The following is a 12584-nucleotide window of genomic DNA, read 5'->3' as shown; positions in this document are numbered from 1 at the left end:
CCCCACGCCCATGCCCACCACCCACCAGCTCCCCGTCCTCGATTCCTTCCTCTCCTACCGTGAGGAGGGCACCGGCTCACCCATCGTGTTCCTCCACGGCAACCCCACCTCCTCGTACGTCTGGCGCAACGTGACGCCCCGGCTCGCGGACAAGGGTCGATGCCTCTCGCCCGACCTCATCGGCATGGGGAGCTCCGGCAAGCCCGACATCGCCTACCGGTACGCGGACCATGCACGCTACCTCGACGCCTGGTTCGACACGCTCGGTCTGCGCGACGTCGTGCTCGTCGGCTACGACTGGGGCGGCGTGCTCGCCCTCGACTGGGCCTCGCGACACCCGGACCGCGTGCGCGGCGTCGTCGTCTTCGAGACCTTCCTGCGCCCCATGCACTGGCGCGAATGGCCGCCCCAGGGAGAGAAGCTGTTCCGCGCGCTGCGCACACCCGGCGTCGGCGAGCAGCTGGTGCTCGAACAGAACGAGTTCCTGGAGCGCTCGCTCAGCAACGGCGTCAAGACGGGCCTCACCGACAGCGCCCGGGCGGCCTACTACGCGCCCTACCCCGACGCCGCGTCACGACGCCCCATGCTCCAGTGGCCCCGGGAGATTCCCATCGACGGCAGCCCCGCCGATGTCGCCGCCGTCATCGAGCGCTACGACGCCTGGCTCGCCCAGCCCACCGGGAAGCCCGCGCTCCTGTTGACGTTCGATGGCGGCAGCCTCAGCGCGCCGAAGACCATCGAGTGGGCCCGCACCCAGTTCCCTCGCCTCGAAATCGTCCCCCTCGGCCCGGCGGGCCACCACGCGCCAGAGGACGTGCCCGAGGACATCGCCAAGGCACTCCGAAGCTGGCTCGACCACCAGGGCTGGTAGGCTCACCGCGAACCGAACAGGGCCTGCTCGACCTCCGCCACGAACGCGCCCTGCCCCCACGGCAGCGGCGCATCCCAACCCCGGCCCGTGCGGTCCACGAGCCAGGACTCGAGATGCGCCAGGACGAGGTTCGCGACCTCCGTCCGGGTCAGCAGGCCCTCCACCGCGCAGGCCCAGCCGTCCTTCTCACGGAACAGCACGCGGTCGATGACCTGGGCCAGCTCCGCGTCCGACACACCCTCGGCGCCAATCCGCACCGCCATCTGTCGCGCGCAGCCGACCAGCGCCTCCATGTCGGGGGCGGCCGGGAAATCGCTCGGGGTTCCCATGGCCGCACCCTCTCACGTCTCCGACCTCAGCGCAGGTCCAACAGCCCCGCGTCGGTGATTCGCCCGAAGCCCTTGAGCCACACGTACTCATCCGTATCCGCATCGAACACGGCGACCGAGCGTCCCGGGTCGAAGAGCAGCAGCGTCCGCCCATCCTCGCTGATGTCGTGCGCGCCCTCGAAGCCCTCGGCCTTCGTCACCCGGACCTCGTCCCGCTCGACCGAGTACTCGTACAACTGGGAGAGCTTCCGCTCGTAGTAGTTGCTCTCGATGAAGAACACCGACTTGCGCTGCGGGCTCCCCGCCGTGAACTCGTAGCTGCTGCAGTAGGTGTCATGGGTCTTCCAGACCCGCTCCTGACCGGTGCGCAGGTCCAGGCGCCGATAGGTGGCCGAGTCCGCGCCCTCGCAGTTGCCGCCCTCGTCCTGCGTCCCCTCGCGATAGAAGACCATCGTGTCCCCTATCACCATGGGCGACAGCATCCCCTTGCGCCTCTGCTTCAGCGGCGGCCCCAGCTTCCACGGCTTCGTCCCCGTGGGGTCCATCGTGGCGATGCGGACACCCCCCTTGTCATGACGCAGCACCGTGCGCGACTCGCCTGGCAGCACCTCATTGCCCGCCTTGTCCGTCTGGTGCACCGGCAACACGCGAATGCCCTCGGGCTTCGGCCCGAAGCTCCAGCTCCACCAATCCGTGGTCGTCACCGTTCCATTGGTGACGAGCACCCGAGCGCCATCCTCCGTGAACATCATCGGCATCTGCGAGTGGTGGACGTTGTTCTCGGTCCACTGCGAAGCAACGCCAGGCGTCACCCCCACGACCCCGTTCAGGTCCCCCATCACGAGGAAGGAGCCCTGCTTCGCGCGCCCCGACTTGCTCCGGGGCACCTCGAGCCTCCGCCCCGCGAGCGTCACGCTCACCAGGCGATCGTGCCCCTCGTCCCCACCCACGGAGAGCGACATCGCCCAACGTCCCGTGGACGGATGCACCGCCAGGAACCAGAGCGAGCACGGCTCCTTCTCCTGGAACCGCGTCCCCTTCTCGGGTCCCGCCAGCCACTTGCGCTCCTCCACGTACTCGCACTCGGCGAGATTCCGCGAGCCCTGCGAGTCGGCGTAGACAACCCGGCCAGGAGCCAGGGCAATCAACGGCACCGGGGAGACCGTGACGTCGGGGGACGGAGACGATTCGGCCCACGCCGTCGCGGACGTGGCCAACAGTGCGGTGAGCACCGTGCTGCGCAGGATGTCGTGCATGCGCCTGATGACGCACGCCGACACATCCTATTCACACTGCGTGCGCATCAGCGCTCACGGGCTCGCGGCCGCCTCCTGCTCCAGCGCCTCGCGCACCTCGCGCAGCGTGCCCACCACCGTCTTCAAGGACGCCGCCGTCAGCTTGCCACCCAGCTTGTTGGCCCACGCGAGCTGCCGGGCCTCCACCTCGCGCAGCCGCTCGCGCCCCTTCGGCGTCAATCGCATCAACTTGGCCCGACGGTGGTGCGGGTTCTCCTCGTACTCGATGAACCCCTCCGCCTCCAACGCGTCCGCCGTCTGCTGCACGCTCTGCCGCGTCAACCCGATGGACCGCGCCACGTTCGCCACCGGCGCGGGCTCGTGGTCCACCACACCCAACACCTGCCACCGCGCGCTCGTCAGCCCCGACGGTGCCGCCAACCGGTCCCCCGCCGCCAGCAAGAGGCCGTTGTTCAGGAAGATTTCGAGCACCAGGTCCGTGAAGGTCGACCCGGCCGTCGTGTATTTCGCCATGCCCACAGGCTGGCTGATTGACAGTGCCCTGTCAAAAGTGCCGCCACCCCGGTCCGCTAGAAGTTCCGGAGCCTCCGGTCGTCCAGGGAGCTGAATCCCCGTCCCCAGGAGTCTGAGATGCTTCGCCCCCTCGCCTGACTTCTCCCCCTTCCATGAAGTACGGCGAGCCCACCTCGCGGCGGGACACGGCCGAGGAGGCGGAGGCGCGCGTGCGCAGCGCGGAGTCCTACAACCGCAGCCTGGGTGAAGGCACGCGACGCTCCCGCACCACCGCGGACGACCTCGCCTACGAGAACAAGGTCCGCGTCGAGGCGCTCGCGGCGCAGTCCGACCATGTCGTGGAAGGACGCGGAGACGAAGCTCCAGCTCACCGGCTGGCAGCAGCCCGACACCCGCAGGCTCACGCTCGACGACGTGAGCCGCTTCCTGGAGCCACACCTGGGCAAGCGCTCCACCGAGCTGGAGGCCCTGGAGAAGAAGCGCGAGCAGGCCCAGGAGCTGTGAGCGGGGGACTCGGGAGCACCGCTCCCGAGCCCACCCAGCGGGCTCAGGAGCGCCGACGCCGACGCGCGCCGATGAGCCCCATCAACCCCAGCAGCGCCATCCCCGCGAGCGGGCCGCCGGAGCTGTTGCAGCCCACGGCCTCCTCGTCGTCATCGCTCGGGGACAGACCGCCGGGAGGAATCACGCCGCCCGGTGACTCGTCCGGCCGGGAGCCCGCGTCCGCCACGGGCGTCCCCGCGTCCACCACGGGCGTCCCGGCATCCACCGTCCCCGCGTCCACCACGGGCGTGCCGGAGTCCACGGGCGTGCCCGCGTCCACGGGCGTGCCCGCGTCGGGCGCGGGCGTCGTCGGCAGCACGTCCGCGAGCGTCGTCGCCTGGATGAAACCGTCGTGGTACAGCACGCCCACCGGCTTCACGGTGTCGCTGCGGTACAGGCCCAGCTTCAGGTAGTTGTTCTGCCCCGCGTACATCGTCGCGGCGGCGCGCTTCGCCAGCACCTTCTCCTTGTTGTGCCACAGCTCCACGAAGCCCGTGCTCGCCTTCGCGGACCACTTCACGTGCAGGATGAACTCGTGCCAGACGCCTCGCACGAGCTTGCCGCGCCACGGAATCGTGGAGTCGGAGTTGAGCGCCATGCGCATCTCCTCGCCGCGCACGTAGAACTCCAGCGGAGGCGAGCCGCAGCAGCCGTCATGGTGCCACTGCGTGAAGAGCTGCCACGTGTCCACGCTGGGGAAGTCCGGCGCGAACATCACCTTCCAGCGGTAGTAGTACTCCGAGCCCTCCTGCTCCTTGCCCAGGTACACCAGCTCGTTGCGGTTGCCACTGGAGTTGATGGGATCATCGCCCTGCTTCACGGTGACCTTGAGCGCGTACTTCCCCTCGGCCACGGGGTTGCTCACCACCAACAGGCGGTCCGAGCTGACCATCTGCTCGCGCGTGTACTGCGAGCGGTTGCCCGTCTCGAAGTCACCGCGCCAGATGACTTCCCCCGACGCCAGGCCAGGGAGCAGGAACATCGCCAGCAATCCAGGGACAAAGACTCTCAATGGCACATGTCCTTGCGAAGGTTTGAAAGCCAACCTTCGACAGACCGTAGCCGAAACGATTCCGTGTTTCATTCCCCCGGCAAAATCTTCCCTCTTGCCTGACAACAGAACGAGCATCCGGGCAGGGGGCTGGATGTCTGACAAATGTTTCGGCGAGTGGAAGTGCCTCACACCACCCGGCCGGACCGGTGAGTTCAGCTTATGACTCAGTGCGTTACACAAGGAAACAAGGGAGCCGTGGGCTGACCGTTCGCAGGGGGTGTGGTGTATGGTCCCCACCCCTTCCGGCGCTCCGTTCCGGCAGCGTCCCGGGTGCAACCATGCTTGTCCTGCGTGACGTCCAGAAGACCGACCTGGCCGGCCTCAAGCGGCTCGCCGCCGTGCTCAACACGGTGAACCTGCCGAACAACGAGGAGACGCTCGAGAGCATCATCGACAAGTCGGTGAAGAGCTTCGCCGGGAAGGTGAAGAACCCCTTCGAGCGCGAGTACCTCTTCGTGCTGGAGGACATGCGCAACGGGCTCATCATCGGCACGTCGATGATCATCGCCCAGCACGGCACGTACGAGGCGCCGCACATCTACTACGAGGTGAGCGAGCGGGAGCACTACTCCGCGTCCCTGGAGCGCCACCTGCGGCACAAGGTGCTGTCCATCGCCTACAACTACGAGGGCCCCACCGAAATCGGCGGGCTCGTGGTGGACCCGCCCTACCGCGCCACGCCGGACAAGCCCGGCAAGCAGCTGTCCTATGTGCGCTTCCTGTTCATCGCCATGCACCGGCGGCTGTTCCGTCCCCGGGTGCTGGCGGAGCTGCTCCCGCCGCTGTTGCCGGACGGACGCAGCCTGTTGTGGGAGGCATGCGGCAAGAAGTTCACCGGCCTGACGTACCTGGAGGCGGACCGGCTCAGCCGGCAGAACAAGGAGTTCATCAAGGAGCTGTTCCCCGCGTCGGACATCTACGCGTCGCTCTTCCCGGACCGGGTGCAGAAGGTGCTCGGCGAGGTGGGGCCGCAGACGCGCGGCGTGCAGCGCATGCTGGAGCGCGTGGGCTTCCGGTACGTGGAGCGCATCGACCCGTTCGACGGCGGGCCCCACTTCGAGGCGAACACGGGCGACGTGACGCTGGTGCGCAAGTACCGCACGGTGAAGCTGGCGGCCGAGGACTTCGAGCTGGAGGGGGATGACGTCCTGGTCGCCTTCGAGCGCGAGTCGGGTCGCAACCGCTTCCGCTCGGTGCGCTGCCACGCCCGGCTGGACAACCAGGTGGCCTACCTGCCCGCGCGCGCCAAGGAGATCCTGGGCGCGAGCGCCGGCGCGAAGCTGTCCATCATCCCGTTCGAGTAGCACTCACGGACGTCGCACGGCGCGGTGCCCTTTGCCCTGGAGCGCCAGCGCGCGCCGGCCTCCAGCGCAGCGGCAGCGCACTCACGGACGTCGCACCACGCGGTGCTCTCCGCAGGAGGGCCAGCCAGCAAGTGCCAGCCTCCAGTGCTGGACCATGTGCCTCCGCCAGCGACACCGGCAGCGCACTTACGGACGTCTCACCACGCGGTGGTCTCCGCGCAGCAGCGCGAGCCACCGGTCCCCAGCCTCCAGCGCCGGACCTTGCGCATCCGCCAGCGCCACGGGCAGGTGCGTGTCCGCGCGCACGGGGTCCATCGACGTGGGGTCCAGCTCCAGCGTGCCCCCAGTCTCCAGCGCCACGCGCACCCACGCGTGCGGCCGCGCGGGCCCGCCGTCCACCACCAGCAGCCCGTGCACCAGGGCCACCTTCACGCCCTGCTCGCGAGCTCCGGCCGCGAAGCGCAGCGCGTGCGCGAGGCACCCGCCCGCCTCGCCCTCGCCGTCCTCGCGCCAGTCCGCCGCGCTCGGTCCCTTCTCGATGAAGGCCGCGTGCACCCGCGCCGCCAGCGCCCGCGCGGCCCGGGCCTTCCAGGGCGTCATGCCCGGGAGTCTCGCGGGCACCTCCAGCGCGGGCACCAGGGTCAGCGCCCCGCGCTCGCCCTCCACCGGCAGCCCCTGGGCGAAGAAGTCCGGAGGCGCCACCAGCCGCGTGCCGGGCGACGCCACCGTGAAGCGGGACTCCCCCACCTCCAGCACGTCCATGCGGCCGCGCGCGTCGTAGCGGGCCCGGAAGGGGGTCCCCAGGAGCGTGCCCTCCACCCAGGGGGCCGTCCCACCGGTGACGCAGTGCGGGCCCTCGCGACCGGAGAGCTCCTCGCGGCCCGTGACGCAGCCCGGGGCGGGAGGCCCGCGCCACAGCCACAGCGCCTGGGGCACCACCGGGCGGCCGACGAGTCGGCCCTCGGCGTCCACCTCCAGCAACGCCGTGCGTCGACGCGCGCCCGAGTCCTCCCCTCGCGTGTGCAGGTGGTGGCTGTCGTACCGGAAGGCCGCCGCCTCCCGCGTCAGCGTCACGGTCCCCACGGGCACCCCTCGCCAGGCGAAGACGTAGCGGGCCGTCTCCTCGGGCGGGTGGGCCCGCGCCGAGCCCGGACTGACGGGGTTCGCGGGGAGGGCCAGGGCCAGGAGGGCGAGCAGGATGGGCACGAGGGGGACGAGTCTGCGGCGTTTTGAGGACCGGCGCGAGAAGGCGGAGTACCCTTCCCCGGGTCCATGGGCGCCAAACGGTACCTCTTCGCGTTCGGCCTGGCGGCCGGTCTGCTCTCCGCGCTCGTGCTGGGGGGCGTGCTCCAGCTCACCGGCCAGCGGCTGGATGTGTCCGCGTGGACGGCGCTGCTCTTCGCCACGCCCACGCTCTACATCGTGGGTGGCTACCTGTCGTGGTTCCGCTGGGCGGCGCTGCGCAGGCTGGCCCGGCGGCGCGTCATGGCCCAGCTGGCCGAGGGCGACCTCACCACCACGGGCGGCTTCCGCTACGAGGGGCATGAGGACGTCCGCCGGCTCATCCTGTCGCTGCGCCGCGCGCTGTCGCAGGTGCAGCGGGTGACGGCGAACCTGCACCGCACCAGCAACGAGGTGAGTGAGCAGGCCCTGAGCCTGCTGGAGGCCGCGCGGCGCCAGGGTGGCGCGGTGGAGCGAACGCTGCACTCCGTCAGCGGCATGGGCGGCAGCCTCCAGGTGGTGGGCAAGCGCGTGCACCAGCTGGAGGTGTTCGCGGTGGACACCACCGGCGCGCTGCTGGAGATGACCGAGCGGCTGGAGCAGGTGGTGGAGTCGCTGTCCCAGGTGAACGACTTCGCCAACCACACCACCTCACTGATGCAGGCGATGAGCGAGCGGCTGGCCAACATCGCGTCCTCGGGTGATGAGCTGGCGCGCTTCGCCGCCGAGGCGGAGAACTTCGTGGCGCTGGTCGAGGGTGGCATCGACTCCGTGCGCAGGCGCGCCAGCGAGACGAACCAGCTGGCCCTGGCCGTGACGGCGACCGCCGAGCGCGGCGAGGTGCTGGTGGGCGACAGCGTCAAGGGCATGTACCGGGTGGAGGAGACCGTCCGGAAGGCCGCGGAGCTGATGGGCACGCTGGGCTCGCGCTCCGCGGAGATTGGCCGCATCGTCGACGTCATCCAGGAGATTGCAGACCAGACGAACCTGCTCGCCCTCAACGCCGCCATCATCGCCGCGCAGGCCGGCGAGCACGGCCGCCCCTTCGGCGTGGTGGCCAACGAGATTCGCAACCTGGCCGAGCGCACCACGCGCTCCACGCGCGAAATCGCCGCCATGGTGTCCGGCATCCGCGACGCGGTGATGACCGCGGTGACGCTGGTGCACGAGGGCCGCGAGCAGGCCACCACCGGCGTCGCGCTGGGAGACCGCGCGTCCGAGGCGCTGGTGGAGATTCGCACCATCACCCAGCGCACCTTCAGCGCCGTGGAGGCCACGGTGACGGAGACGCAGCGGCTGGAGGCCCAGGGCGCCACCGTCGTCGAGGCGAGCCGCCGCGTGGCCCGGCGCGTGGAGGACGTCACGCGCATGGCGATTGAACAGGCCGGCCACGCGCGCGAGCTGGTGCGCCAGACGCAGGAGATGGCCCGCGTGGGCCACGGCGCCTCGCAGAAGGCCGAGGACCAGGCGCGCACGGGGCGCGATTTGTCCGAGTCCGTGGTGCGCCTGAGCGCGGCGATTGAGGAGCTGCGCACCGCCAACGTGGTGCTCACCCGCGCGGACGCGTCCATCCGTGAGGAGGTGGCGCAGGTGCGCGAGGACGCGCGCCGGGTCATCCGCATCGGTGACGGGCTGACGCGCACGGTGGACCAGCTGGGCCACGAGGCGGTGGGACTGGAGACGGAGGTGTTCCGCTTCCGCCTGCCCCAGCCTCGCACGGGCGGCACGCTGCGCGTGGTGCTGCACCAGTCCGCCTCGCTGCGCAACCGCCAGGCGGTGGACCCGCTGTTCAGCGTGGAGAACCAGCTCTCCGAGCTCACCGCGTGTTCGTTCTCCGGGCTCGTGCGACTGGAGGACGGCGGGCTGGAGCCGGACCTGGCCGAGCGCTGGGACGCGGACCCGTCCGCGCGCCGCTATCGCTTCTATCTGCGCAAGGGCGTCACGTTCCACGACGGCTCGATGCTGACGGCGGGCGACGTGAAGCGACACCTGGAGCGCCTGTTGGACCCGGCGGTGCGCTCGCCGGACCGCAGCCTGCTCGAGGACGTGGAGGGCGCGCCCGAGTTCTCGTCGGGCCTGGCGCGCGAGGTGACGGGCATCGAGGTGCTGGACGACGGCACGCTGGAGATACGGCTGCGCGAGCCGAAGGCGTTCTTCCTGCACCTGATGGCGCTCACGGCCACCTCGGTGGCGAGGATGGACGGGAGCGGACGGCTGGTGGGCACGGGCCCCTTCCGTGTCATGTCGCTGGAGCCGGAGCGCGTGGTGATGGAGCGCAATCCGTCCTACTGGCGCTCGGGGACGCCACTGCTGGACCGGCTGGAGTTCCAGCTCGTCGACTCGCGACAGGAGGCGGTGTCGAGGCTGCGCGCGGGCACGGCGGACCTGGTGTCGTTCCTTTCGGCGGAGCACGTCGAGGTGCCGGGCCTGGAGTCGCTCCAGGTGCTGGCGAGCACCACGCCCTCCACGGCCTTCGTGGCGCTCAACCTGCGCGAGCCGCCCTATGACGACGTGCGGGTGCGTCGGGCGCTGCGCGCGGGCATGGACATCATCGGACTGGTGGAGCAGTTCCATCCGGGGGCGCGCGTGGCGCGCACGCTGACGCCGCCGGAGCTGCTGGCGGGCTCCGAGATGGCGCCCCTGCCGGCGCCCGACGTGGCGCTGGCGGAGCAGTTGCTGCGGGACGCGGGACTGCGCCGGCTGAAGCTCACGCTGCACCACCCGGTGGGGCGCGACACGTCGACCGAGGACGCGGTGTTGTTCCGTCCGTTGATGCAGGCGGGGCTGTTGCAGTTGGAGCACGTGGAGCTGGCGCCGGAGGAGTACCTGACGCGGCTGCGCGACGGGAAGATGTCGGCCTTCCGCACGCTGTGGCTGGCGGACTTCCCGGACCCGGACACGTTCCTCTACTTCCTGCTGAACTCCAGCGCGCAGACGGTGTACCCGGTGGGCTACCGCAACCCGGAGCTGGACCGCATCACCTCCGAGGCGCGCGTGTCCATCGACCCGGAGCTGCGCCAGCAGCTCTACGTGCGCGCCGAGCACCTGTTCCGCGACGACTGCCCGCTCATCCCGCTGTACCACGAGCGCGTGCACGCGGCGGCCTCGGCGGCCGTGCAGGGACTGCGGCTGCACCAGACGCCGCCGCAGGTCCGCTTCGAGACCCTCTGGGTGGATACGAACACGACGGAGTGACTCAGCGCGCCTCGCGCCTCACGCCCGACGGGCTCCCGTGTCGTTGGGGCCAGCCGAAGGTCGACTCCTGGATGCCACCCATCCCGTAGGCCTCCACGCGCCAGACGCCATCACGTTCCAACACGACGAGCAGCCGGCCACCGGAGAACGTGCTGCCCGCGACGCGCGTCGGTCGTCCGGGGAGAGCGCACATCTCCACCTTCTTCCCTCGCTCGAAGAACTGGAGCCACACCTGTCGCCCGTCCGTGCGCTCGGCGTCGGCGAGCACACCCACCGCGTCACCTTCGATGAGCGTCGCGTCGTGGAACGAGCCCGGCACCTCCTCGAAGGGCAGCGCGTCCACCTCCCACTCCACCAGCCCCGTGTTGGAGTCCACCGCGCGCAGCACCGTGCGCTCCTCGTCGGGCTCACATGGCAAGCCATCCGTGCGCGAGCAGGAGCGAGCGAACACGTAGCCAGGGTTCCCCGCCGAGGACAGCAGCGCGGGCTCGGCCAACGGCGTCAGCGTCCGAGAGCCCGCGTCCCAATCGACCGACACCGGCGCACCACCATCCGTGGGCACGAAGGCCCGGGTCCCCACGAACAACGTGCCCCCCGCCACCGCGAGCGACGCGCTCCCGCCCGGGACACCACCGTCCGCCAGCTCTGAGATGAGCAGCGAGCCTCCATCCGGCTCGAAGTCCGCGCGCTCCAGCCGTCCATCCACCGTGTACCGGAACGCCGCCTCCTCCGCGTCGAGCGCGAGCCGCGCCCCTCCACGCCACGCCTCCACGGGCCCCGCGCGCAGCACCGTGCCCGCGTCCTCACGTCCCGCGAGCCAGACCCACCGCGTGCTCTCGGGCACCGCCACCGCGCCACCATCCTCCGGCACCGGGCCCCACGCCACATGCGCCACCACGTCCCCCGCCGCCGTCAGCGCGACCTGCCCCGCCGCCACGTGACCCAGCCACGGCCCCGCATCCGAAGGAGCACCGAGCGAGGTCCACGACGCCTCCCACTGTCGCGCGCCCGGAGTGTGCGGGGCATACGACTCCAGCCCCTCCGGCGCCGCCACCACCACCCCCGCATCGGACACGGCCAGCAGCGTGCGTGCGCCCCCATCCGGATAGGGCGACTCGAAGCGCAGCAGCCCGCCCTGGGTGAAGGACACGAGCCGGCAGCCCGCATCCTCGTCACACACGGAAGAGAACAACGCACCGTCCTGCACCAGCAGCGCGGGAGCCCCCACGGGCTCACCACCGAGCTGCTGGCTGAACTCCGCCACCAGGTCCCCCGCGTCGGGCCGCTCGCACTCGCCACCCTGACAGGTCCCCTCGCCCCGGCACGCGGTGGCGGGAGCGCAGACGATGCCATCCGGCGTGGCGAACGTGTCACACGAGCCGTTGAAGCACAGCCGCGCCGACTTGCAGTCCCCCGGGCCACACGGGATGAAGTCCTCGGCGTCCACCTCCTGGCAACCCTCGTCCCGGTCGCACACGCCCACCTTGCACCGGTTGCTCGGCGTCGGACACACCACCGGCGCCGTCACGCAGCCCTGCGAGGGCGAGCACGCGTCCACCGTGCACGGGTTGTCGTCATCACACGTGCGAGGAGAGCCCACGCATGCACCCGACTCGCAGCGCCCGTTCACCACGCAGCGACTGGTGGGGATGCAGGTGGCGCCATCCTCCAGCGCCCGCTCGATGCAGGTACCCGTGGCCAGGTCGAAGCTCGACTCGTGACAGGGGCTCGATGGCACACACGTGAGCGGCCGCACCCCCAGGCCCGTGAGGCGCACCGTCTCCGTGCGTCCCGCGCCCGTCAGCGTCAGCGTCCCCTCCGCGGGCCCGTTCGCCGCGAGGAAGTCCACCTCCACCACCGTCGTCCCGCTGCCCGGCACGGTGACCTCCGCGCTCGCCACGCTGAAGGGCGCGCCCACGGACGCCGTCACGGTGAGGCTCGCGCGTCCGGTGGCCAGCAGCGTCACCTGCCTGCGCGTGAGGCTGCCCTCCAGGGCGCGACCGAAGTCGACCTCCGTCTCCTGGGGACGGAAGCCCTGGCGCGCGTCGCCCGTGCCCGAGTCGTCCCCACAGCGACAGCCCGTCAGCGACAGCGCGAGCGCGATGAGCAGGAGCGTCCACGAAGAGGTGCGCGAGGCCATCCCTCGACTCAAGCGCGCCCGGGCCGCCCCATGCAACGTCGCCGTGGAATGCCGTCGTCCCGAGGACTCAAGGCCCGGGGGCCGGAGCCCGTCGCCGGGCGAACATGCGCACCAACACCGCCACCGCGCCCACCGCCACCAGCCCCACCACCGCGTAC

10 protein-coding genes are annotated in these 12584 nt (G+C 70.8%); 4 read left to right on the top strand and 6 right to left on the bottom strand.

Annotated elements, in window-relative coordinates:
* The coding region (locus FL311_RS34040; RefSeq protein ID WP_228557271.1) for a haloalkane dehalogenase at positions 1 to 871 on the top strand (871 nt) is incomplete at its 5' end.
* Positions 872 to 873: 2 nt separating this feature from the next.
* Here FL311_RS34040 and FL311_RS34035 read toward each other — a convergent pair.
* Genes FL311_RS34035 through FL311_RS34025 form a run of 3 tightly spaced genes read right to left on the bottom strand, consistent with a single transcriptional unit; the run spans position 874 to position 2969 of the window.
* Positions 874 to 1200, bottom strand: coding sequence for a hypothetical protein (locus FL311_RS34035; protein ID WP_141331858.1), 327 nt, complete (start codon positions 1198 to 1200; stop codon positions 874 to 876).
* A 26-nt stretch (positions 1201 to 1226) separates the two neighbouring features.
* Complete coding sequence (locus tag FL311_RS34030; RefSeq protein WP_141331857.1) at positions 1227 to 2456, bottom strand: hypothetical protein; 1230 nt, start codon at positions 2454 to 2456, stop codon at positions 1227 to 1229.
* A gap of 54 nt (positions 2457 to 2510) precedes the next feature.
* The gene (locus FL311_RS34025; RefSeq protein WP_141331856.1) at positions 2511 to 2969 is read right to left on the bottom strand and encodes a MarR family winged helix-turn-helix transcriptional regulator; all 459 of its coding nucleotides are present in this window, start codon (positions 2967 to 2969) and stop codon (positions 2511 to 2513) included.
* 333 nt (positions 2970 to 3302) lie between these two features.
* On the opposite strand from FL311_RS34025, the gene FL311_RS34020 reads away from it, so the two are divergent.
* Entirely contained in the window at positions 3303 to 3473 is a 171-nt protein-coding gene (locus FL311_RS34020; protein ID WP_153882714.1) for a hypothetical protein, read from the top strand.
* Between the two features lie 43 nt (positions 3474 to 3516).
* On the opposite strand, the gene FL311_RS34015 is transcribed toward FL311_RS34020, so the two are convergent.
* Entirely contained in the window at positions 3517 to 4494 is a 978-nt protein-coding gene (locus FL311_RS34015) for a polysaccharide lyase (protein ID WP_194869469.1), read from the bottom strand.
* A 350-nt stretch (positions 4495 to 4844) separates the two neighbouring features.
* Between FL311_RS34015 and FL311_RS34010 the strand changes: the two genes are divergently transcribed.
* Positions 4845 to 5870 (top strand): arginine N-succinyltransferase, encoded by a 1026-nt coding sequence (locus FL311_RS34010; protein ID WP_141331855.1) that lies wholly within the window; start codon positions 4845 to 4847, stop codon positions 5868 to 5870.
* A gap of 186 nt (positions 5871 to 6056) precedes the next feature.
* Here FL311_RS34010 and FL311_RS34005 read toward each other — a convergent pair whose 3' ends face one another.
* Complete coding sequence (locus FL311_RS34005) at positions 6057 to 7076, bottom strand: lasso peptide biosynthesis protein (RefSeq protein ID WP_141331854.1); 1020 nt, start codon at positions 7074 to 7076, stop codon at positions 6057 to 6059.
* A 66-nt stretch (positions 7077 to 7142) separates the two neighbouring features.
* Between FL311_RS34005 and FL311_RS34000 the strand changes: the two genes are divergently transcribed.
* The gene (locus tag FL311_RS34000) at positions 7143 to 10286 is read left to right on the top strand and encodes an ABC transporter substrate-binding protein (protein WP_141331853.1); all 3144 of its coding nucleotides are present in this window, start codon (positions 7143 to 7145) and stop codon (positions 10284 to 10286) included.
* Position 10287: 1 nt separating this feature from the next.
* Here the strand turns inward: FL311_RS34000 and FL311_RS33995 are convergent, their stop codons facing one another.
* Entirely contained in the window at positions 10288 to 12426 is a 2139-nt protein-coding gene (locus tag FL311_RS33995; protein WP_141331852.1) for a hypothetical protein, read from the bottom strand.
* Positions 12427 to 12584 lie beyond the last annotated feature (158 nt).

This window comes from Myxococcus sp. AB025B, assembly GCF_006518215.1.
Lineage (GTDB): Bacteria > Myxococcota > Myxococcia > Myxococcales > Myxococcaceae > Myxococcus > Myxococcus fulvus.
Note: the sequence above shows the minus strand (reverse complement) of the source record. Positions and strands in the feature narration are given on the sequence as shown.